At 30.7% G+C, this 21,832-nt stretch carries 24 protein-coding genes and 3 pseudogenes; all 27 read right to left on the reverse strand.

The window, feature by feature from the left end; genetic code table 11:
* Positions 1-65: 65 nt before the first annotated feature.
* The 27 genes and pseudogenes from VLK81_RS00875 to VLK81_RS01005 all read right to left on the reverse strand — a co-directional run bounded on the left by VLK81_RS00875 (position 66) and on the right by VLK81_RS01005 (position 21,824).
* Positions 66-1,097 (reverse strand): PDDEXK nuclease domain-containing protein, encoded by a 1,032-nt coding sequence (locus tag VLK81_RS00875; RefSeq protein ID WP_023610325.1) that lies wholly within the window; start codon positions 1,095-1,097, stop codon positions 66-68.
* A 202-nt stretch (positions 1,098-1,299) separates the two neighbouring features.
* Positions 1,300-1,827: a PcfB family protein gene (locus VLK81_RS00880; protein WP_023610324.1), complete on the reverse strand. Its 528-nt coding sequence runs from the start codon at positions 1,825-1,827 to the stop codon at positions 1,300-1,302.
* A 183-nt stretch (positions 1,828-2,010) separates the two neighbouring features.
* Positions 2,011-2,184 carry a hypothetical protein gene (locus VLK81_RS00885; protein ID WP_020999718.1) on the reverse strand — a complete coding sequence of 58 codons (174 nt, stop codon included), beginning with the start codon at positions 2,182-2,184 and terminating at the stop codon, positions 2,011-2,013.
* Between the two features lie 73 nt (positions 2,185-2,257).
* Positions 2,258-3,899 (reverse strand): annotated as a pseudogene (gene mobQ, locus VLK81_RS00890) (MobQ family relaxase).
* 349 nt (positions 3,900-4,248) lie between these two features.
* Positions 4,249-4,509 carry a DUF3847 domain-containing protein gene (locus VLK81_RS00895; protein ID WP_407651951.1) on the reverse strand — a complete coding sequence of 87 codons (261 nt, stop codon included), beginning with the start codon at positions 4,507-4,509 and terminating at the stop codon, positions 4,249-4,251.
* A gap of 112 nt (positions 4,510-4,621) precedes the next feature.
* Complete coding sequence (locus VLK81_RS00900) at positions 4,622-4,762, reverse strand: hypothetical protein (protein WP_023610342.1); 141 nt, start codon at positions 4,760-4,762, stop codon at positions 4,622-4,624.
* A 45-nt stretch (positions 4,763-4,807) separates the two neighbouring features.
* Positions 4,808-5,332, reverse strand: a complete 525-nt coding sequence (locus VLK81_RS00905; RefSeq protein WP_001176020.1) for a phosphotransferase — start codon at positions 5,330-5,332, stop codon at positions 4,808-4,810.
* 216 nt (positions 5,333-5,548) lie between these two features.
* Complete coding sequence (gene erm(A), locus VLK81_RS00910; RefSeq protein ID WP_023610344.1) at positions 5,549-6,280, reverse strand: 23S rRNA (adenine(2058)-N(6))-methyltransferase Erm(A); 732 nt, start codon at positions 6,278-6,280, stop codon at positions 5,549-5,551.
* Between the two features lie 57 nt (positions 6,281-6,337).
* Entirely contained in the window at positions 6,338-6,463 is a 126-nt protein-coding gene (locus tag VLK81_RS09715) for an erythromycin resistance leader peptide (RefSeq protein ID WP_017771940.1), read from the reverse strand.
* A 225-nt stretch (positions 6,464-6,688) separates the two neighbouring features.
* Positions 6,689-7,327 carry an MATE family efflux transporter gene (locus tag VLK81_RS00915; protein ID WP_324618658.1) on the reverse strand — a complete coding sequence of 213 codons (639 nt, stop codon included), beginning with the start codon at positions 7,325-7,327 and terminating at the stop codon, positions 6,689-6,691.
* An 86-nt stretch (positions 7,328-7,413) separates the two neighbouring features.
* Positions 7,414-7,776, reverse strand: coding sequence for a MarR family transcriptional regulator (locus VLK81_RS00920; protein ID WP_324618659.1), 363 nt, complete (start codon positions 7,774-7,776; stop codon positions 7,414-7,416).
* 387 nt (positions 7,777-8,163) lie between these two features.
* Entirely contained in the window at positions 8,164-8,541 is a 378-nt protein-coding gene (locus tag VLK81_RS00930; protein ID WP_020999723.1) for a hypothetical protein, read from the reverse strand.
* A 3-nt stretch (positions 8,542-8,544) separates the two neighbouring features.
* Positions 8,545-8,763 carry a helix-turn-helix domain-containing protein gene (locus tag VLK81_RS00935; protein ID WP_019133880.1) on the reverse strand — a complete coding sequence of 73 codons (219 nt, stop codon included), beginning with the start codon at positions 8,761-8,763 and terminating at the stop codon, positions 8,545-8,547.
* A gap of 117 nt (positions 8,764-8,880) precedes the next feature.
* Positions 8,881-9,039, reverse strand: coding sequence for a Maff2 family mobile element protein (locus VLK81_RS00940; protein ID WP_102722993.1), 159 nt, complete (start codon positions 9,037-9,039; stop codon positions 8,881-8,883).
* Positions 9,040-9,363: a single-stranded DNA-binding protein gene (locus VLK81_RS00945; protein ID WP_324618660.1), complete on the reverse strand. Its 324-nt coding sequence runs from the start codon at positions 9,361-9,363 to the stop codon at positions 9,040-9,042.
* Between the two features lie 190 nt (positions 9,364-9,553).
* Entirely contained in the window at positions 9,554-10,417 is an 864-nt protein-coding gene (locus VLK81_RS00950) for an Abi family protein (RefSeq protein WP_142959435.1), read from the reverse strand.
* Positions 10,418-10,568: 151 nt separating this feature from the next.
* A pseudogene (locus tag VLK81_RS00955) lies at positions 10,569-11,384 on the reverse strand (VirD4-like conjugal transfer protein, CD1115 family); the annotation flags it as partial.
* A gap of 11 nt (positions 11,385-11,395) precedes the next feature.
* The gene (locus tag VLK81_RS00960; protein WP_156702901.1) at positions 11,396-11,581 is read right to left on the reverse strand and encodes a transposon-encoded TnpW family protein; all 186 of its coding nucleotides are present in this window, start codon (positions 11,579-11,581) and stop codon (positions 11,396-11,398) included.
* Positions 11,582-11,682: 101 nt separating this feature from the next.
* On the reverse strand, positions 11,683-12,690 hold the full coding sequence (locus VLK81_RS00965; protein ID WP_324618661.1) for an ORF6N domain-containing protein: 1,008 nt from the start codon (positions 12,688-12,690) through the stop codon (positions 11,683-11,685).
* A 21-nt stretch (positions 12,691-12,711) separates the two neighbouring features.
* Positions 12,712-13,035, reverse strand: a complete 324-nt coding sequence (locus VLK81_RS00970; RefSeq protein WP_001222545.1) for a hypothetical protein — start codon at positions 13,033-13,035, stop codon at positions 12,712-12,714.
* A gap of 172 nt (positions 13,036-13,207) precedes the next feature.
* A complete protein-coding gene (locus tag VLK81_RS00975) occupies positions 13,208-13,960 on the reverse strand; it encodes a phage replisome organizer N-terminal domain-containing protein (protein WP_048949719.1) in 753 nt (250 codons plus the stop codon).
* A 2-nt stretch (positions 13,961-13,962) separates the two neighbouring features.
* A pseudogene (gene mobQ, locus VLK81_RS00980) lies at positions 13,963-15,616 on the reverse strand (MobQ family relaxase).
* A gap of 246 nt (positions 15,617-15,862) precedes the next feature.
* On the reverse strand, positions 15,863-16,192 hold the full coding sequence (locus tag VLK81_RS00985) for a DUF3847 domain-containing protein (protein WP_019192822.1): 330 nt from the start codon (positions 16,190-16,192) through the stop codon (positions 15,863-15,865).
* A gap of 84 nt (positions 16,193-16,276) precedes the next feature.
* Entirely contained in the window at positions 16,277-16,693 is a 417-nt protein-coding gene (locus tag VLK81_RS00990) for a sigma factor-like helix-turn-helix DNA-binding protein (protein ID WP_324618662.1), read from the reverse strand.
* A 255-nt stretch (positions 16,694-16,948) separates the two neighbouring features.
* Complete coding sequence (locus VLK81_RS00995) at positions 16,949-18,691, reverse strand: ABC transporter ATP-binding protein (protein ID WP_324618663.1); 1,743 nt, start codon at positions 18,689-18,691, stop codon at positions 16,949-16,951.
* A 1-nt stretch (position 18,692) separates the two neighbouring features.
* Positions 18,693-20,405 carry an ABC transporter ATP-binding protein gene (locus tag VLK81_RS01000; RefSeq protein ID WP_048950572.1) on the reverse strand — a complete coding sequence of 571 codons (1,713 nt, stop codon included), beginning with the start codon at positions 20,403-20,405 and terminating at the stop codon, positions 18,693-18,695.
* Positions 20,406-20,408: 3 nt separating this feature from the next.
* Complete coding sequence (locus tag VLK81_RS01005; RefSeq protein ID WP_048950573.1) at positions 20,409-21,824, reverse strand: ABC transporter ATP-binding protein; 1,416 nt, start codon at positions 21,822-21,824, stop codon at positions 20,409-20,411.
* Between the last annotated feature and the right edge of the window lie 8 nt (positions 21,825-21,832).

Genomic DNA, 21,832 nt, shown 5'->3' on the forward strand with positions numbered 1-21,832 from the left:
CTAATCCTCCTTGCAATAAAAAAAGAAGTAGATTTTTTTCTCTACTTCTCCTTATAATTTATATTTTATTTTTCCTTATATTTTTTAATAACTTTTTCTACTTGTTCTTCAAGCTCTTCCCTATCTGGTATATACAAAGTATATTTTGATGCGAATATTTTATTTGATAAATTTCCTAAGGCGTATTCTGCTTGTACTCCGTCTTTGTCTGTACATAAGATTATACCTATTGGTTCATTGTCCATCTCGTCATTGACTTCTGCCTTATAATAATTGAGATACATATTTATTTGCCCAACTGCTTCCGGCATAAGCTTACTTGTTTTTAGTTCGATTAAGACATAAGACCTTAATATTTTATTATAAAATACCATATCCACATAATAGTGGGTGTTGCCGAGCGTTACCCTTTGCTGACTACCTACATACATAAATCCCTTGCCAAGTTCAAGCAAGAATTTTTCGATATGATCTATGAGTGCTTTTTCTAAATCACTTTCCATCATTGGTTTTTCTTCTGGCAAGCCTAGAAATTCAAACACATAAGGGTCTTTTACAAGGTCAGATGCTTTATTTATTTCATTGCCCTTTAAGGCTAGGTCTAGGACTTTTTCTTTGTTCTCTTCTCCTGATGATAAGAGCAATCTTTCAAAAAGTGAGGTTTTAATTTGTCTTTTAAGCTCTCTTACTGACCAGTTTGCATTTATACTCTCTTTTTCATAGAAGCTTCGCTTTTTCTCATCGCTGATAGATAAGAGTTCGCAATAATGGGACCAGGTCAATTTGCCAGACAGTGTCTGGCAAATTGGATATGATAAATATAGGTTTCTCATATTCTGTAAATTAGACCTTGAAAATCCTCTGCCATACTCTCTTGTAAGCTGTCTTGATAAGTCATTTATAAGCTCTTTGCCATACTCTGCTCTTTCTGAATGACCTTGCTCATCTTCTACGATAATACGTCCAATCTCCCAGTAAGTTTGAACTAAAATATTATTGACTTCTCTTGCGACTTCATTTCTTGCCTTATCCATTAATGTTTTTATACTATTAAAAACATCATCATGAACTCTATCTATGTTATTTTTGTTATTCATACAAGCACCTCTTTGACCTCTTAATTGTTCTAATTATATCATAAATATTGTGTTTATTCAATTTTATATCCTTTCTACATTGATATGTTCCAGATTTTCGATAATCGAAATTCTTGATTTCCGATTTTCGGAATTCTGGACTTCTGCTTTTTGGAAGTCTTGTTATTATGGTTATCTAAGGGTGTAACTTTTTGTTACTCCCTTAGATTTCTCTGGTCATATCTTTTTTGTTTGGTTTTACTTTTTCTTTTACTTTCCTTTTGACTTTCTCTTTTGTCTTATCCTTGTTATTGGATAGGTCTTTGTATTTCTTTATTTGTTTTAGGATACTTTCTTTTTCTTTTTTATTTTCCTTGGCTATGACTTGCTTAAAGGCATATTCCATTACTTTTATATCTTTGGCTTGGAAGAATATTTCATAGTTTTGGTTTTCTTTGTTTTTCATTACTGAAAAACTTACTCCAAGTTTGTTTAGTTCTTTTTTTAAGTCTTTGAGGTCACTTTGATCTATGCTTATATTTTCTAGTTGTCCTTTTTTGTAGAGGTCTTTTATTTTCATTTCATCGCCCATAAGACTTTTTAAGTTTCCGTTTGCTTTTTCTAAAGTATCATTCATCTTTTTTCTTATTTCTTTTTCAAGATTGATTGATTCTTTTGCTGCCTTTATTGTGTATGATATTATGGTTTGTGCTGCTTGACCTGCTTCTTTGCTTATTTCTTCGTTTATCATGTTTTATCTCCTTTGCTTGAATTAAAAAAAAGGAAGTATAGGCTTTAATTTTTCTATACTTCCCTTTGATTGTTTTTATTTTATTGTTTTTGGTGGTGGAATGCTTTATTTTGATGTTTTTATATATTTCTTAGGTATTTGTACCTTTTATACTTTAAAATAGCTTACAATGCCTTTCCACCTTTAGTAGTTTATGTGTGTTCTTTTGTCTGATAGATAGTTTTTCATGTTGGAATATAATATCTGTATTTCTTCATTGTTCATTGATTTTATTTCTTCTGTGCTTTTATATGTTTTGTATGTTCCATCTTCATTTGCTTTTATGAGTTCATCTATTAGCTCTTGCCTTTTATTCATCTCTATTACCTCCTAGAACGGTTTTTATTTTCTTGGTCATATTATAGCTTGGATAAGTTATTTTTACCAGGTCTTATCTTTCTTGATCTATTTTCTTGTTTTTCATCATTTCTCTGTATTCATTATCTTTATTAACTTGGTCTTGGAATTTTTTAATCTGTGCTATTACACTTGGTTTTTCACCTTGTTTTATTAACTTATCTATTTCTATAGATAAATCTATTCCGAGTTCTTTGTTTACAAAATCTACTGAATATTTTATATGATTAATTTCCTGGTATTCATCTTTTATCTTGTCTTTTTCTTTATTTATTTCTTCAAGATTTGCCATTAAAAGATTTTTTTCTTCATTCCATTTTTTAGGACTTAGTTTTTCCTTATCTGATAGGAGTTTTTTTAATTTCTCTCTTACTACCTTATATTGGTCTATATCTTTCTTATGTTTATTATAAAATGCTTCTTTTGTGAATATATTTTTCTTTTGATATTCTTCATAAACTTCTTTTTCTGCTTTGTAGATTTCATAGTATAAAATTTTCTTTTCTACATCTTCCATTTCTTTATGGATTGTCTTTGCTTTTTTATTTAGAGTATAACTATTAGACTTTAAAGTTTCTATTTTTGTTTGCAACTGACCTATGGTTTCTATGTCATTTTTACTTAAATAACTATATGCACTTGTTAGCTTTTTGAAGTCATATTTTTCTTTATTAGTTTTGGCATATCCTTTTAGATATTTACTTTTTTCTTTTTGAATTTCTGAATAAGTTAATAGATAATTTGTTAGATTGAAAAGTTTAGGATTGTCTATTACCTTATCTCTTTCTATATCCTTAAATTTTTCATAAGCAGTAGATAAGTTATCTAATAAATTTCCTATCCAACACTTTAATGTTTTTATCTCTTCTTTTATTGTTTTTACAAGGTTATTATATTTTCTTATTTCTCTATTATAGTTTCCCTTGTCAGTTTCTATTCCTTTTCTTTCCATTGCACTTGCTGCTGATCCTAAGTGGATTGTCGGTAGATAATCTGAATTTTGTCTTTTAAAACTCCTATGGTCTACTCTTTTTTCTATATTATTTTTTCCTAGATATTCATTGCAAAGGCTAGAAAAATTTTCTCTCCATTTTTCTACATTGCCTTTATCATTCCAGCTTGTTAGTTCTACTTTTCTTGTCTTTGGTTTTCCATTTTTGTTTAATACTTTTTTTCCTTTTTCATCTAGGATATATTCTTTTTTTGACTTTGCTAAGAACTCTCCTTTTTCGTTTATGGGTCGCATTATGGTCATTATATGACAATGGATATTTCCATTTTTGTCTTGACTCTCATCATGAATTGCATAATCTACTATCATTCCTTGTGATGTTAGATTTTCTTTTATAAATCTTTCAACTAGGTTTTTATTTTCACTTAAAGTTAATTCTTTTGGTAGTCCTATTATGAATTGTCTTGCTAGTTGTGCATTAGAATTTTTTTTCTGCCATTTCTACTTTGTTCCATAAGGTAGACCTATCATTAAATTCTTTTGGTATATGATCAGGCAATATTATATTTTTTACTAATACTTTTTCTTTTCTTGTATAGTCATGGGTTACTCCGTCCCATTCATTTTTTATTTTTTCTCCACTTATATATGCTGCACTTGCTACTGCACTTTTTCCTTTTCCTCTTGATATTATGTTTACTGAAAAATGAAAACTGTCTGCCATTTTTATCACTTCCTTTCTTTCTTGTTGTTTCACCCTATCGGGTACAAGTAGGTGGAGGTTTAATAGATTTTTTATAGCCTCTTTGTGAATGAGTGTTTTGAAATGATAGAATAGAAAAAGCCGACTACTGAATTAATTTTTGTTGTTTTACCCTTACGGGTACAGGCAGTTAGTCGGCTTAATTGTTTTGTTCATTTCAAATTTTAAAAGTCAAGGGCGAGCCTTAGCGAGTTTATTTACCCTTGACTTTTAAAAAGCGAATGGTTGTTGCTCCCTGCAAGGGTTTGGCTCTAAAGGCACGCAAGCACCCTTTAGGGTGTATAATTGCGCCCTTGTAACCAAGGGACAATTATGTTATTTCATCTTTAGATGATTTTTCTACATTATCATCTATTCTTTCTTCTAAAATTTCCATTATGTTTAATCTTATTTCTTCATCATTTAACATTTTTATTAACTTATAAAATTCATCTTTTGTTAAATCAGTACTTTCTTCAAAAATACTTTCAAACACCGCTCCTTTTTCTATAAGTCTTTTGTTTCTTGCTTTTCTTTCTTGTTCATTAAGTTTTTTCTTCAACTGTCTTTTCTGATTTTGTAATTGCTTGATGCTTTCTTCTTTCTTTTTCGATCTGTTCTTCAATACTTAATCTTTTACTTGTCATAATATTTCCTTCCTTAAAATAAAAAAACGACTAGATTTTTTCTAATCGTTTTTCAGCTTAGTGTTTTAATACAACTTGTTTTGTCGCTTCTATTTTTTTGTCTGCCCATATTACAACATGCCCTGAAGTTCCAAAGTTCCGTAACTTTTTATGATTAATTATACTGAAAGCAATTTGATATAATTCTTGTTTATTCATTTTCTTCTCCAATATTATTTAGCTTAATAATACGTTATTCTTTTTTCAAAACACTAAGTTATTCAGTTCACCATCAAGAACTTTTATAGTTTCATTTCTTTCCTTATCCTCTTGATTGTCATATAAAAGTTGTTCAATAAACTCCCATATATCTTCTAGTTTACGTCTAATATGATAGAATAACAAAGCATCCGTATTGATTAAAAAATCTTTGTGTAATTTCAGGTATATGTTCATAAATACATCATAATATGGCTTATCAACAAAAAACATGAGATCAGCTTTTACTGGAGCCAATTTCAAGCCTTCCCAGTCAATTAGAACTAACTGCTCATCCCGTTGCATCAAGTTCCAATTATGAATATCTGTATGGCATAGGGCCATTTTAGGATTACTTCGTCTTAGAATCTCCGACAGTCCTTCAACTCTGTCAATAGATTGTTCAAGGGGTTTTATGTGTGCCCCAAGCAAGCATTTTAAGTCCATGGGAAGACTGGCGCATTCTTTACGCAATACTTGTTTTAGCTGTTTCAGAAATGGCAAGCTAAAATCTTCCCTAATTAGTTGCACATATACCTACTATATCAATAAATTTTGAGTTATCATTGACTATATTAGTTGCTATTATCAGAATAGTCGTCGATAACTATATTTTCGTGCAAATATGCAAATAAGTAAAATGATAGTTATGTTATATCATAATAATTGAAAATAATAGAATGCATTTTTCAATGTAATAAGATTAAGCGTTCTCTTAAAGTTAGAGAACGCTTAATTATTTTTAATTTATTGAAATAATTTGTAACTATTGAAAACAGACAAAAATTGTTCATTGGATAATTTATCAAGATCAGTAACATTCGCATGCTTCAGCACCTGTCTTAATTGATTTTTAGTAAAAAGAACATGATATTCCCTGTTTACCCATTTATAAACGAAAAATCTATACTTTTTGTAGTCCTTCTTTAAAATAAATGGTTTATGCCTTTCAAGTACAATCAATACAGAATCTACATTAGGCTTAGGGTGAAAATATGCTCGTGGCACTTTTTTAAGAATTTTTATATCCATTTCCACCATTAACAGCAAACCTAAAGCTCGTTGGGTATTTTGCAACCTTTTAGCAAATCCCCTCTCTACAATAAGGTAGCTATATTTCGCTTGACTATCAAAAGCAATCTTTTTTACAATATCAGTACTAATATTGTAGGGAATATTACCAAATATTTTATAGTCTGTATTTTTAGGAAAGCTAAACTTCAAAATATCCTCATGAATAACTTTTATATTCTGAAAAGGTTCAACTGCTTTTTTCGTGGAATGACATAAACCTTCATCAATCTCTATAGCATTCACCCGTTGACTCATTTCCACAAGTTCCTTGGTAAAATGTCCTTTTCCTGACCCAATTTCTATTATTTTATCTTGTTTATTGATATTCGTATATTTTAATATTTCCTTTACATGCTTTTTAGATGTAATGAAATTTTGCGTATTTTTCGGGTTTTTCTGTTTCATTATAAACTTCTCCTTGCCGGTTATAATGAACTAATCTTAAGAGCTCATTATAACCAATTATTTTTGGTTTGGTTGATAATGAAATCTCTCAATAACAAATATAGAAAACATACCCATACCTTTACCTCCTTTAATTTTTTTCATTATAAATGAGATAAAGTAATATCTACTACTGCAATACATGTACACATATTTAACTCCTCCTTATGCAACTGATTATATAACTTTTAATTTCTCTATTCAATAAAGTTCTGTGCTAATCTACCTCACCCTATGGATTTTTAATCCCGAAACATCAAATGTCATCTGTCAAATGCCCTATTTAAAAGGGTCAAAAAACGGTATTTTTTAGCCTGTTTTTGACCCAATTTTCGTACTCAAACCACTACATGTTGTGGTTGACTCCTATTATTCCTTGTCCAAACCACAATACGTCATCAGAATTGCTGCTTCAACGTGTCCGATAACCGTAGCCCATGCTGCACCCGAAAGACCTTGCCCTAATACCCATACGAACAGATAATCTAAAATTATGTTTGTCACAAACCCTGCAATCATAGAAAACATTGCATAAGACGAGCCGCCGTGATTACGGATGAACGGAACTAAACCAGTTCCTATAATCTGTAAACCTGCGCCTAACGCAATAATAGAAATATAGTCCTCTCCCAAAGAAAGAAGCTGATTTCCTGCTCCTAACAGCCTTAAAAGGAAACTGCTCAAAAAGAAAAATGTGATTGTTACAAAAACACTTGTGACAATTAACAGCCACACAGCTCCCGCAGTAAACGCTTTTGCTCGTGCCTCCTTTTTTTCGGCTCTGCTGATTGAATAATAAATTGCTCCTCCCATTCCAATTCCCGTTCCCAGAGATTGAATGACTGCCACAAGGGGATATGCTATGTTTATAGCGGAAACGCCTATATCTCCCATACTGTTTCCGACAAAAAAACCATCAACAATCGCATATACTCCAGATAATGCAAAAGATAATACGGAGGGAATTACATATTGAAAAAAAATTCTAATGTCATGCTTATATTTCATTATTTTTTCCCTCTGCTTTTCCGAGTAGCTTTACAAACAAGGCGGCATCTTCATTAAATCGCTTCATACGTTCTATCCCCATCTCATCAATTGCATTCATTTCCACTTTTTCGAAGTTTAGACAAAATGGTTTTTGCATATTCTTTTCCCTTTGGTGTAAAGCAGATTGTCTTGCGCCTTTTGTCTGTCCGCATAGGAGACAATTCGACCAAGCCCTGTTTTTCAAAATCTTTCAAAATCATGTTCACTGTCTGCTTGGGAACCAACCATCTTTGACTGATTTTTTTCTGTGTGCATTCTTCCTTACTATCATAAATCGCAGAAAGCACTAACAGACTGTTGGCAGATAATCCATTTGCCTTTGCCCATTCTTCATACATACAGTTCCATTCCTGCCATGTTGTATAGTATTGATTTAGTTGTTCCATAAATTGAATATTTTTTATCATAATATCCTCCTCACATTTAGTCTATATCCGTACTAAATCAGTATAGTCCATAACCGTACTATTTGTCAAGAGGTAAAACTAAAAAAGCAACAGAGTTTTAAGCTCTGCTACTTTTCTGTATTTACGCAAAGATCATTTCTACTTCTAGAATCTCTCATGCACACGCTCGTATGTTATTCATTCGTCCAGTCCATTCTAAGGCGTTTTCCATCTTTATCTGTTCCGTGATACCCTATGCCTGTTTCACCTGCTCTGTGAGCGTTTCAAAGCGTTCCTATATGTTCGATTTTAAATTGTACCATTTATTTTATCCATACCATTTATTCTTTTTGTTAGAGTGAAAATTTTGTTTTTATCTATATAATTTTCTTTAAACAAATCAATATATTATTGCATATGTTGAAGTTTATTAGCTACTCTTATGAGTTCCTTATTTTTATATATAGCGATTTCTTTGCCATTGTACAAAATCCCAATTGTCTTTTTATATTTGCTTGAAATTATGTCTATATTTTTTATTAGCTCATCAATAAAAATTTGTTTGCTAATATCTCTTTCTTCTGATTTTGTTTCAAGGATTATTGCTACATCATTCATATTTTTAGGCAAATACCAACCATCTGGCTTATCTGAATATTCCTTAAAGCCTAATTGATTAAAAGTGGTTATTTGTCCAGTACCTTGATTGATGTTTTCTTCAATTTCATCAAAGCCTAATATTTCTTTTGCATAATCCCTAACTTGGTCTTCTGTACTTAAAGTCATTTACTATTCCTCGTCACTAAAATTATCTTCAAAACTAATGATATCATTAGGAGTGCAATCTAATGCATTACATATTTTTTCTAAATTCTTAAATGTAATTGGTTTATCCTTACCCATTTGTGCCATAACATTTGTTGTTAGTCCTGCCATAGCTATTACATCTGTTTTCTTTAATCCTTTTTTTGCTAACTGTATCCATAATGGTTTATAGTTAAGTGCCATAATATCCCTCTTTTTCTCTGTATTAGATTTATTTAATTATAGCATAAATATTGATTTCATTCAATCTTACATTGATTTAGTGATTTGTTTTAGAGAATTTGTTGTGTTATTCCGTCCTTATTTTGCCATAAATTGCTTAATACCTTGAGATTTAGCACCAGGGTTGTCATTCCCATAACCTTCCATCAGGTTGATAACACCCCATGCTCCAAGCCCTGCACCAATTGCTGTAACTAATATTTTTAATACATTTACTGCTTGTGTAAAAAATTCCATTTATATTTCCTCCTCTTTTTCTTCTTTTTCAATTTTATTTATGTGCTTTACTATAAAATTTTTAAATGTCTTGTCTTCTTTTTTTGTTTCCTTAAAATATCCAAAAATATGGATGTATTCTCCACTTTTAAATTCCTTCACACTTTTTGCCTTTTCTCCGTAGAGATTACAGTAAATATATTCTTTTTTAACCCTTCCTTCTTCTTTGTTCTTTCTAACTATTGTGAAGTTAGCTACTTCTTTTTCTCCTTCCTTTGTATCTATTGCAGTTGTTTTTATTTCTCCTACTAGATTTCCATTAATATTTAGCATTTCTCTTTCCATTTGTTCTATCTCCTTTATTCCATAAAAAAAGCGATAGTTTTCTCTATCGCTTCTACTTCTAATTGATTAATATTTCATTTTTCTCTGTATCTTATTTTTTCGGCTCATCTCGTATATATTTCATTCTTCCTCCTTTGGGCATAAAAAAACACCGAAATGTTTTTTTCGGTGTAAATTTCTCTATTTAATTTTATGGTTTTAGTAATTCTTTCCAGTTTTCTATAAAACCAACATGTCTTAATTCAATATTTTCATATCTTGCTATTAGTTCTGTTAGATCATGATAAAATTTTTTGTAATTTTCTTCTTCAGAAACTATTCTAAGATTTACTAATGTGGCAAATATTGTGTTGTTTGAAATATTATTTTTTAAATATTCTTTATATAGCTTTGGTGATTTTGTAAGCTTTGCTCCATATAGCCTGCCATAATGGGCACATATATTTCTTATATAGGCAAAATTTTCTATCCAAGATTCAAAGTAATGGTAGTCTGTATGAAAGACTTTTGCAATTTTACTTTTATCTTCATTTTTCATATTCTTATACATTTTAGATAAAGTTCCAAAACTTGCCACTTCTATCACTGCATAGAGTGGAATTTCTCCACCTTCATAATTGTCTTTAAAGTTTTTTATAAATGGTGAGCGTCTATTTCTTTTAACTTCCCTTGCTAATTCTTCTAGTACCCTTTCTTGTTCCTTTTGTTTCTCAAAATTATTCATATCTTTATATGAAAAGTTCCCATATCTTAAAGAAAAATAGTTTGTGATAACTGCTCTTAAAGAAACTTCAATATGCTCTATTGTTTCAAATATAAGCTGTCTAAGTTCTCTATCAAATTTATATAAACTTACAATATCTTCAAAACTTATTCCTGATATATATCTTCCATCTTTTTTTAATGTGATACTATAAGCTTTAATCAGCCTGTAATAGGATATTCTTCCAAGAATTTTCTTAGCATAAGTTTTATCTTCTACTAAAAGTCCTAAGTCTATTAAGTTTTTTACTTGATTTTCTATACTAATCGGTTCTTGATGAATTTTTTTCATTTTTTCTCCTAAAATCAAATGACCCGACTTGGTCCGCATTGTTAAGAGGCGTGTCGGGTACTGTTGACATTATTATATGCTATAAAATATTTTTTGTCAAGTAATTTCTTTTAATCTTTCCTAAATATCTATCTTACTTCTAATTTTAAATTTATTCATCTAATATTTCAACTACCATACTCTCTTTTAACTTAACCTCATCTTTTCTCTGCAGGTATTTCTCTATGTCAAATATATTTCTCTTATCATAATCTTCAAGGAACTTATAATTCTTATGTTTGGTTATGTCAAATTTATCTGAAAGAAATGGTCTAACTCCTCTTAATTGGTAGATACATTTCCCACCATCCATTACAGTTATTTCATCTTGACTCATTAATTCTTTTCCAGTTTTTTGATAGTTTAAACCAAAACTCTTTTGATTTGATCTTGTTTCTGATGTGTTATATAGGTCTATGGTTTCTTTGCCTAGGCTTTCAGATAATTCTTTTAATGTTGTTCTTTCTTTGCCTCCTAAAAATAACGTCGAATCACAATTGCCAACTATGGTATCTGCATTATCTTTATAGATACTTTTTAGTTGTGATTGTGCTTGTAATATTATACAAGCTGATATTTCTCTACTTCTAATAGTTGCTATCAGCTTTTCAAATTTAGGAATTAAGCCGATATTTGCGAATTCATCAAGTAGGCATCTCACATGAACAGGAAGTCTTCCGCCATATTCATCATCTGCTTTATCACATAATAGATTAAATAATTGTGAGTACATTATTGATACTACAAAGTTAAATGTATCATCTGTATCCGATATTATTACGAATAAAGCTGTTTTCTTTTCTCCAAGTGTATCAAGCTCCAGTTCATCTTCTTTCATTAAGTCCCTAAGTTCCTGAATATCAAATGGAGCAAGCCTTGCTCCACAGGATATAAGGATTGATTTGGCAGTTTTTCCTGTAACAACTTGTCAAGGACTTTCTAATCATTTTTATCGACTTTTTGATGTTTTTCTCTCTCCATTTCTCTAAGAATTATGCGTTTTAATTTGTCTTGCATTGTTTCCGTTGCATTTTCATTAAAGTGAACAACAACCTCATAGGTTGCTTTACCAATTTTCTTTATAGTTTTTGTTCCTGTATTCTGTTCATTTTTATTTTCGTGCATATATTTTTCCTCCTGTTTGTTGCAATAAAAAAAGACGATAGATTTTTACTTCTACCGCCTTGCTTAAAGCTCATATAACTGTCTATTCTGTTATCTGCATATTAAATTTTCAAATTCTTATTGTTTAACATTCCACCAAACATTGTATGATACATATCCTTAGAGGATTCTTCTATCTTGGTAATACTTGATATTTTATTTCCTGCATCTTTTGATGAAGCTCCGCAAAGATAAAAGGCTTCACTGTCTGTTCCATAGTCAATGGCAATATATCTATCGTGATACTTTTTACCTGCAATTTTCATCTTCAGATTGATATTAGGGTAATCTTTTCTAAAATCGTTTAGGATATTTTTTGTCAGCATATCCTTGTTTTTCACATTGTCGCTAAAGACTATAATTTCAACATTGTCTTTTGCAGCCCTTAATAATTCTAAGGTTTTCAAGCCTATATAGTTGTCTATCACATAAATACTTTTCTTTGCAGACTTATATATTTTGGTATAGGCAACATCTGCTTCAATCTTATCTCCGTTCATTAAAAGGAAATGCTTGTATGTGTCCGGATCTATAAAATTATCCATAACCTTTTTCAAATCTTCTTTTGTAGCCATTTGCGACTTTATTTCAGCTATATCCTTTGTGTTTTGATTTGTCTGTACTGCTATTTGTACCAATTCTTTTGAGCTAATAAAATCTTGATTTTCGATTATAAAATCTTTCATTTGCTTAAATGTTCTAACTAAGGCTCTGCTTTGCTTAACAGCAAGTTCACCCCTTAGTACAGTCATAAGCATATAGATTCCTTGTTCTGTAAAGGCATAAGGATTGTATTTAATATTACTTCCTCTACCAGTCCCTCTGTTCAAGGTGAAATTTTTGCACCTTGAAAGTTCTACCATTTCTTCGTCCGTTAATTGGAACATGAAGTCTTCACCTTCAAATTTTTCTGCGTTGTTTTTCACCTGTCTATTAAAGTTTTTTGTTTCATAACCATATATTTCAGCTAAATCTGCATCAAGCATTACTTTTTGCCCACGAATAAGATATATTTTTTCTTGTATAGTTTTATCATCTACAATAACTATCTCTTTATTTTCTTCTGCCATGAAATGCACCTCCAACATTATCTAAATTCTTTTATATTTTTCTACTCCGCCTTCAGCTTTTCCGATGTGTTCCACATTTTTTACAAGTCTCTTATTTACATTTTCATAAAACCATCTGCCAATCAATGCCGGCGGTGTTGCGATTAACTCTCTCAAAACAAATTCTTTGCCTTTCGGTAAAGAGCTAATTTTGTTTAATAAGGTAGTATATAGGTCAGCATAGCTTGTATTTTCTTGTAAACTGCTACACTTACAATATTCAGTAACGCTTGGGAAACCTCCCTCTATTGCTTTTTTAGTTAAAATTTCAAGTTCTTCATCGGTTACAGTAAATTGAATTCGCATTTATATATCCTCTCCTTATAACTGAGTTTATTACCATATCATTATCATTTTATCATAAATACGATATTTTTCCATACTGCAATTTTAAGCCCTATTTTACACTTAGCTATAGTCTGATACCTATTTTATCATTAACGCTCTAAAAACACCTTTCCACCGTCTTATACGAGGTCTACAAGTGTTCCCCCTTGTCATAATCTTCAAAGGTATATACTTTTGATTTATGGCTTTCTTTTAATTTACCTTTATCTTGCTCATACCAATGAACTAAGGTCGCATAATGATCTTTATAGTTTCTTCCCGTGCTTTGCATATAGGTTGACAGCTTCTCTATCATTTCTTCCCTATGACCTTGCATTTTATCCTTTAACTTCCCATATTCTTCATCGGTTAAGGAAACATTTTTATATTCTCCATAAAGGTTGGGGGATATTTTTTCTATCTCCCCCTCTTTTTCTAACTCTATATCTATCTCTTTATCTATCTCTATATCTCCGTTGCAGTTTTGTTGCAAAAGGTTGCAAGGTGTTGCACCAGTGTTGCATTGCAACGCTTTTTGTCCTCTCGATTTTCTTGAACGCCTTGTAGAAGCTGTTTCTGAACCTATAAGACTTGGAATTTCTGTTAAAAAATACTCGTCATTTTCTGTAATTATCTCCATCAATCCTTGTGCTACAAGATAATTTACTGTAACCATTACATCATCTTCCGTTTCATCAATCGTTAAGGCAAGCTCTTTGATAAAGTCTGTTTCTACTCCATCATAATACAGCTTCCCACTATCTTTTAAGCTAAGTAAAAGCAATTTAAGATAAATGATTGTATAGGTATCTCCTCCTGATATTTTTCTTAGCCTTTTGATTCTCTTATCTGTAAAAAAATCTTCTTTCAATTTTAACCAATAGTATCTTCTGTTGTCTGCCATTTTTATCTTTCCTCCCCTTTATTTTTATAATTTTCTTTAGCCTTTTCTTTTGCTTTTTGTTTGTACTGACCCTTTCTTTCCTCTTGCTCTTGAAATTTTTTTCAGTTGTGCAATTACACTTGGTTTATCTCCCCTCTTAATTGCCTTGTCTATCTCTATGGATAAATCTATTCCATACTCATCATTGACAATCTTTACTGCATATTTGATATGGTCTATCTGCTTAAATTCATCTTGTACTTTAGCTTTATCTTCCGTTAAACTTTGTATCTCATTTTCAAGACTTGATATTTCTTTTTGCCAATCACTCGACTTTATGGCTGATGTCCCGGTGATTTTTTCTATGGTCTTTCTTGCTCTTAGGTATCTGTCTATTTCTTTTTTATGGGAATTGTAAAAGCTGTCTTTGAATATGGTTTTGCTCTTGTATTCCTGATAGACCTCTTTGTTTTCTTTGATAGAGTCTATGCAGCTTACACATTGATTTAAGTCTTTTATTCTTTGTGTTTTACTCTGAATATCACCACTTATCTTTTTACTTTGCTTTGCCAGTTCAATGACTTTTTCTTGTAGGTCTGCTATGGTTTGAAGTTTATTATCTTTCAAATAGTAGATTGCTTTTACAAATCTCTTTAGGTCTGCATTCCCCTTTTTTATCTGTCCGTAGTAGGATAAATTTTTTGATTTTTCTCCCTGTATCTCGTTGTAGATAGAAATATATTCATAGAGGTTAAAGAGTTCCGCTTTATTCTCAAGTTCATCTTTCTTAGTCTGTTTATACTCATCGTATTTTGCTTGCAGATTTCCAAGTAAAGAGTCTATCCAATAGGTGATTTCTTTTATCTTGTTCTTGATGGCTTTTACTAAGGAATTATGCTTTTTGATTTCTCTGTTGATGTTTCCTTTGTCGGTTTCTATTCCTTTTTTCTCTAAGGCACTGGCACTTGCTCCTAAATGAATGGTTGGGATTTCTTCTATCCCTTGTCTTTTGTAGGAGCGATGATCCACTCTCTTTTCCTGATGATTTTTTTCTAAATACTGATTACAAAGGCTTGCAAAATTCTTTCTCCATTTCTCTGCGTTGCCTTTATTGTTCCAGTCTGTCAGTTCTATTTTTCTTGTTTTATAGTTTCCGCTTTTTAGTTTTATCTTTTCTCCCTTTTCATCAAGTACATATTCTTTTTTGCTTTTTGCCTGCCACTCTCCTTTTTCATTGATTGGTCTGAGGGTAGTCATAATATGTGCATGGATATTGTTATTTTCTTCATCATTTCCATCATGAATAGCAAGGTCTGCTATCATTCCTTTTGATACAAAATTTTCCTGTATAAAGTCGGTAATGAGTTTCTTGTTTTCTTCAAAGGATAATTCTTTCGGTAAGGCGATAATGAAGTTTCTTGCAAGCTGTGCATTGCTTGCTTTTTCATTTAACTCTACTGAGTTCCATAAATAACTTCTGTCTTTAAATTCTTTTGGCACATGCTCCGGCAAGAAAATTTCTGAATGTAAAAGTCCCTTTTTATTATGGTAATCGTGAACTTCTCCGTCCCATTCATTTTTGATTTTCTCACAAGAGATATATGCTGCACTTGCAACTGCCGATTTACTTTTTCCTCTGCTTATCATGGAAATATTAAAGTGAAATGTTTCTGCCATCTTCATAAGCTCCTTTCGTTTATTGTTTGTTTTCAGGTAAAGAAAAAAGCAGACAGGTTATTTTTTGTATCTTTTCCTATCTGCTTTATCCGTATATTTTTATTAAGTTTTGGATTTTCAAAGACTTGCTAAAATCCCTTAGATTTTCTAAGGGCGCAATTATACACCCTAAAGGGTGCTTTGCGTTCTGCGAAGCTTTTTGCCCTTGCAGGGAGCTTCTGAAAAAACTAAGTTTTTTTATTCTGTCTACTCGATGTCTGTTTTATCTTCCATATCTTTCCCATTTATCATTTCTTCATAGGCTTGTCTGTATTCTTCTGTGTGAGTAGAGATGTTTAACAGCTTTTCTATCTCCTCATTGGTAAATATTAGAGGATTTTTAATTACTCTTTCTACTATCAAGCCTCTTTGTATAAGCCTGTGATTTCTTCTTTTTCGTTCTTTTTCATTTGCAAGTTTTTCTAATTTCTTGCCTTGATTTTGTAATTGTTTCAGCTTTACATCGCACTTTTCTCTTTCTTCCTGAAGTTCAAAAATTTGTTCCTGTACTTCCTGTAATGTGTTTTCTTTCTTCATTTTTAATTCCTCCGTTTTGGTATCTGCTTGTTTCCATAAAGAAAGGTTAAGCACCTTTTTTTGACACTTAACCTTTCCAAGTTTTTAGATTTTATCTTCTAAAATTTTTTTCAGTTTTTCTAAAATCCTATCCCTCCTCCCGCTGATTGCTTGATGTGTAACTTTCTCTCTTCTGCTGATTGACCTTAGGCTTTCTTCTTTGTAGAAGATGGCTTCCATTAGCTCTCGTTCTTCTTGTGTTAGAGTATTTAATGCTTTATGAAGTTCTTCAATTCGCATTTTTACTTCTACAATTTTTTCTAAGTCTATTTTTTCATCTATGATGTTATCTACAAAGTGTCCATCATGATCCAGTGCTGAAAATGGTATAACATTATGCTTCCAATCTTTTCTTTGGAGATATTTTTCATGCTCTGTTATCTTCCAGTAGGCTTTATAGACTTCTTCACTTACAGGTACGGCTTTTCCTTTGACATAAAGGAAATATTCTTTTTTGTCCATTGTGTAATCCTCCTTTTTAAGTTCTCTGTTTTGCTTTTTGAGAATAAAAAAGGAGGACTTCTACACTTTGGTGTAAATAGTCCTCCGAAAAAGAAATGAATCTATCTTTTCTTTAGATATATTTAGTTGCTTGAGATAATAAGAAACTATAAGGCAAGAAGAATTTTTTGTTATTTCTTTCTTCTATATGAAAAGTCTTTTTCATCTTACTCCCCCGTTTCTTACATCTATCTAATATTCATATATCAAACCTTTCTAAACTACCCATTCTTCAGATTGTTTTCTGATTTCAATAAAATCCTTATATATTCCATGTTTAGATGCAAGTTCACTATGTGTTCCTACTTGTTTTATAACACCATCTTTTAAAACAACTATCTGATCTGCATTTTTTACAGTAGAAAGCTTGTGTGCAATTACAATAACGGTTTTGCCTTTTAATAAGTTTTTCAAAGCAATCAATAATTCTTTTTCATTTTCTGGATCTACGCTTGAAGTTGCCTCATCAAGAACTACAAACCTACTCGGTTTTAACATGGCTCTTGCAATAGAAATTCGTTGACGCTCACCACCCGATAGATTTGAACCCCCTTCTTGCAAAACAGTTTCATAAGCTTGTGGCAATTTCATAATAAAATCATGGCACTGAGCTTTTTTGGCAATATCTATCATTTCTTCATCTGTTGCATTTGGATTACCAAACTTAATATTGTTTTTTATGGTATCATCAAAAAGATACACGTCTTGAAAAACAAAGCTAAAATTTGAAAGCAATTCATCATACTTGTACTGTTTAATATTTAGATTTCCAACTTTTACTTCGCCAGAATTTACATCCCAAAACCTCGCCATTAAATTGCAAAGTGTTGTTTTACCACTTCCTGAAAATCCAACAAGAGCAGTAGTTTTTCCATCTGGAACAAGCATACTTAGATTATTGAAAAGATTTTCTTTTCCATAAGAAAATGAAATATTGTTCATTGATATTTCTGCTTTATCTACTTCTGTCATTTCACCTTCTTCAATTACAGGCAAATTTCTTAAATTTATAACAGTATTAAGATTTCGTACAGCAACACCCTTAATACTCTGCATACTTCCTGCTAATTCAAATCCAGAAAAAACAACAAAACTCATAACAATTAATATAATAGCTTTAGTAACTTCAATATCCCCTGATAAATATCTTATTATAGAACTAAAAATTATCACACAAATACCAAGTTTAAATACTAACAAGAATAAAAACTGTGTTGGAACTAAAATTTTTTCTACAGCAAGGAAGCCTTTGCGACTTTTTGTAATACTTTCGTTTAGTTCCTTGACTGTATTTTTATCTTTTCCAAATGCTTTAGTTATTCCTATCCCATTTACATACTCAAGCATTTTTTCACTTAAATCCAATTTAAGTCCTAACAATCTCTCTGTTAGTTGATCTGTGCTTTTTTGTGTGAATAAGTTTACTAAGGTTCCAACAATCAAAGTCAACAATATAATTATAGCTGTTGCAAAATCATAAGGTAGTATGAAAATAACCATAATTAGTGTCTGTATTGTACCTACAAGCATTTGCTCAATAATAAAAACTCCTATTGTTTCAAGTTCACCTATAACAGTTGACAATGCTCCTGCTATATTCCCTAAAGAATTTGTGCTGAAATATCCCATGTTTACATTTTTTAAACGATCACCAATATATAATCTATTTTCTGCTCCTAAATTGTACGAAGCAATATATTTGTTTTTATCAGCCAGATATCCAAATATAATTTTCCCCACCAAACTTATAGCTGCAATAATAAAAACAATATACACATCTTTCATTAAAATGCTTTGGTTCGTAAATATATTTTCACAAATTTTGGTCAAACATAATAGAATTGCACCTAAAGAAACTCCTTCAAATACTCCCTTAAATACATCAAAAATAAGCATTTTTGTTATTTTATTTGAATATGACCCTGACACCTCATATAAAGTTTTTATCAATTCTCTCACTTTATATCACCTCGATTTCTTTAGATTCTGTATATACATCCCACATTTTTTTGTATCTCCCATTTAACTCTAGTAATTGTTTATGAGTGCCTTCTTCAATTACTTCTCCATTATCCACCACAATTATTTTATTTGCATTTACAATTGTAGATAACCTGTGAGCTACCATAATCACTGTTTTATCTTTAATTAACTTATCAATAGACTGTTGAATAACTGATTCATTGTCAGGATCAGAATATGCTGTTGCTTCATCAAGTAGTACAATAGGACTATTCTTTAAAAAACACCTAGCTATTGCAATTCTTTGCTTTTCTCCTCCAGAAAGATTTGCTCCTCCCTTCCCTACAATAGTTTCATATCCATTTGGTAGGCCCTTTATAAAATTATAGCAACTCGCTTTTTCACAAGCTTCTTTAATTTCATCCATACTCGCATCTTCTTTCGCCATCTTTAAATTTTCTAATATTGTTTTATTAAAAAGAAAGTTTTCTTGCGATACATAGCTAACAAGCTCCATATTCTGTTTTAAAGGCAATTCGTTCAAATTTGTTTTTCCAATTAAAATTTCTCCATTAGAAACATTCCAAAATCCTGCGATTAGTTTTGTAATAGTAGACTTTCCACTACCTGAATTTCCAACGATTGCAGTTAACTCATTTTCATTTGCTTTAAACGAAATATTATTTAATACATTCTTTGACTCTTCATATGCAAATGTAACATCTTTAAACTCTACATCATAAGATTTTATATCTCTTACTTCTTCTCCTCTTTTTAAGTTAGGAATTTCCATTATTTTTTTTATTTCTTCAAATACAACTTTTATATTTGCTATTGTTTCCATATGACTCATAGCTTTTATTAATGGTTTATATGAAGCATATGATAGCAATATACACGTGATAAGAGTTCCTACTTCAACACTACCCTTCATAAAGAAATACAATGAAGCTGGTAAAACGAATACCATAGTTGACGGGATAGTTTCCATAGTTGCTGTCATTGAAAAACAAACACTCAAATACCAATCAAGCATTGCGTTCTTATTCTCTTCAACAGTCTTTCTAAATTTCCCAAATGATGATGCTGATTTATTAAATGCTTTTATAACTTTAATACCATTTACATATTCAACCATTGTCGTATTCATAGCTTTAGCTGCTTCTTGGTATCTTTTAGATTTTTCTTCATAACCTCGCATCATTAACATTGAGAACAATAATCCTAATGGAATTGTAAGCAAATTTGCAATTCCTATTCTCCAGTCCATTATAAAAATTGTTATGATCAATACTATAGGAATGAATATATTAGCAATAACTTCTGGAATCACATGAGCAATCGGTTTTTCCATTTTATCAAGTGTTTCCACCATAAATTGAGACCACTGTCCGCTGCTTTTTCTTTCAACTTCTCCCATAGAAATTTTACTTAATTTGTCAGCTAATAACTTTCTTTTATCTTCAATAATCCTGTAGGCAAGATTATGAGAAATAATAGTAGATATTTCATGAAATAATATACTTGCCAAAAATCCCAAAAATACAGCAAAAATATATGGATAATAATTATTTAAATTTGCATTTTTTGCAACCAAGTTATTAATAATGGCTGCTACAGAAAAATAAGGTATTACACCAAATCCTACTCCTATTATCGCAATGAATACAGCTGCGAAAATCTTGCTTTTATGTCCCTTTAAGATATCCATCTTTTACCTTCTTTCATAAAATCTTTTTATTCTGCCATCGCAAATTTCCAATAATTTATTACATGTACTATCAATCAATTCATTATCATGCGTAACAATAAATATAATTTTATTATTTGAAAATTCTTTAATGACTTTACTTATTTCGAGCATATTTGTATAATCAAGTCCACTCGTTGGTTCGTCCAAAATAATAATTTCTCTATTCATTAACATCCCCAATGCTACAGAAAGTCTCTGCATTTGACCTCCTGATAAGCACATAGGATGACGATTATCTAATTTTTTAAGATCTAATTTTTCTAGAATATTATCTATTTGCTTTTCATCTATTTTAGAATCAAATAAACTAAATTCATCTCTTACAGATTCCGAAAAAAACTGATGAATTACATCTTGCATAACCATATAACAAAGTTTTCTTCGTTTTTTATATTTTATGGGACTTCCTTTATAACTTATTTTTCCTTCGTTTTCTTTCAACAGTCCACACAAAATTCTCATTAATGTTGTTTTTCCTTGACCATTTTTACCTGTTATTGCAATAATATCTCCCTTGTTTCCGGAAATATTTATCTTATCTAAAATTTTTTGTTTCTTATTTTCATATTCTAAATTTGAAACTACAAAGTCATCAGATTCACAAAATGTGACAGGATTTGCAAAATCATCATTTTTCTTTCTTACAAAAGTTCTAAGTCCTAGTTTCTTTCGTGAGTCATCACTAATTGAAGAAAATTCCACATTTGAAAAAACATATTTTATTTTTCCGTCTTGTAAATAAATAGCTCTATCAATTAAATCCATTAAATAATAGAGTCTATGTTCAGAAATAATAATTGTCTTGCCCTGAGTTTTAAGATTTATAAGCATCTCTCTTATTCTTTCAATGCCATACTCATCAATATTTGCAGAAGGTTCATCAAACACATATACATCTGGATTGGTAGCATAAATAGATGCAATAGCAAGTAATTGCTTTTCTCCACCTGACATCATAAAAACATTTCTGTTTTTTAATCTTTCAATTCCCAAATCACGTACCACTTTAAAAACTTGTCTTTTTATTTTATCAGGGTTTTCACCTAAATTTTCTAATCCAAATGTTAGTTCACTATCTGAATCTAAATTAAAAAACTGTGTTTTGGGGTTTTGAAAAATTGTTCCCACTTTTTCAGAAATTTCATATATCTTCATTTGTTTTGTGTTTATCCCATTTATAAAAATATTTCCTAATAAATTTCCCTCTAAAAAATGAGGAATCAATCCATTGATTAATTTTGTTATAGTTGTTTTCCCAGAACCAGATTTTCCGCATAATAAGATAACTTCTCCTTGATTAATCTTTATTGAAATTTTCTTTAACTGGTTTTCTAAGCTTCTCTTATAGGAATATGAAGCTTCATTTATATTAATCATGTTTCGTA

Origin of the sequence: Citroniella saccharovorans, from assembly GCF_035481615.1 — a bacterium.
Taxonomy (GTDB): domain Bacteria; phylum Bacillota; class Clostridia; order Tissierellales; family Peptoniphilaceae; genus Citroniella; species Citroniella saccharovorans.

Coding starts and splice junctions, on each gene's coding strand:
- VLK81_RS00875 (WP_023610325.1), bottom strand. CDS start 1,097: ATGAATAACAAAAATAACATAGATAGAGTTCATGATGATGTTTTTAAT.
- VLK81_RS00880 (WP_023610324.1), bottom strand. CDS start 1,827: ATGATAAACGAAGAAATAAGCAAAGAAGCAGGTCAAGCAGCACAAACC.
- VLK81_RS00885 (WP_020999718.1), bottom strand. CDS start 2,184: ATGAATAAAAGGCAAGAGCTAATAGATGAACTCATAAAAGCAAATGAA.
- VLK81_RS00900 (WP_023610342.1), bottom strand. CDS start 4,762: ATGAATAAACAAGAATTATATCAAATTGCTTTCAGTATAATTAATCAT.
- VLK81_RS09715 (WP_017771940.1), bottom strand. CDS start 6,463: ATGTATTGCAGTAGTAGATATTACTTTATCTCATTTATAATGAAAAAA.
- VLK81_RS00915 (WP_324618658.1), bottom strand. CDS start 7,327: ATGAAATATAAGCATGACATTAGAATTTTTTTTCAATATGTAATTCCC.
- VLK81_RS00920 (WP_324618659.1), bottom strand. CDS start 7,776: ATGATAAAAAATATTCAATTTATGGAACAACTAAATCAATACTATACA.
- VLK81_RS00930 (WP_020999723.1), bottom strand. CDS start 8,541: ATGACTTTAAGTACAGAAGACCAAGTTAGGGATTATGCAAAAGAAATA.
- VLK81_RS00935 (WP_019133880.1), bottom strand. CDS start 8,763: ATGGCACTTAACTATAAACCATTATGGATACAGTTAGCAAAAAAAGGA.
- VLK81_RS00940 (WP_102722993.1), bottom strand. CDS start 9,039: ATGGAATTTTTTACACAAGCAGTAAATGTATTAAAAATATTAGTTACA.
- VLK81_RS00945 (WP_324618660.1), bottom strand. CDS start 9,363: ATGGAAAGAGAAATGCTAAATATTAATGGAAATCTAGTAGGAGAAATA.
- VLK81_RS00950 (WP_142959435.1), bottom strand. CDS start 10,417: ATGAAAAAAATTCATCAAGAACCGATTAGTATAGAAAATCAAGTAAAA.
- VLK81_RS00960 (WP_156702901.1), bottom strand. CDS start 11,581: ATGCACGAAAATAAAAATGAACAGAATACAGGAACAAAAACTATAAAG.
- VLK81_RS00965 (WP_324618661.1), bottom strand. CDS start 12,690: ATGGCAGAAGAAAATAAAGAGATAGTTATTGTAGATGATAAAACTATA.
- VLK81_RS00970 (WP_001222545.1), bottom strand. CDS start 13,035: ATGCGAATTCAATTTACTGTAACCGATGAAGAACTTGAAATTTTAACT.
- VLK81_RS00975 (WP_048949719.1), bottom strand. CDS start 13,960: ATGGCAGACAACAGAAGATACTATTGGTTAAAATTGAAAGAAGATTTT.
- VLK81_RS00985 (WP_019192822.1), bottom strand. CDS start 16,192: ATGAAGAAAGAAAACACATTACAGGAAGTACAGGAACAAATTTTTGAA.
- VLK81_RS00990 (WP_324618662.1), bottom strand. CDS start 16,693: ATGGACAAAAAAGAATATTTCCTTTATGTCAAAGGAAAAGCCGTACCT.
- VLK81_RS01000 (WP_048950572.1), bottom strand. CDS start 20,405: ATGGATATCTTAAAGGGACATAAAAGCAAGATTTTCGCAGCTGTATTC.
- VLK81_RS01005 (WP_048950573.1), bottom strand. CDS start 21,824: ATGATTAATATAAATGAAGCTTCATATTCCTATAAGAGAAGCTTAGAA.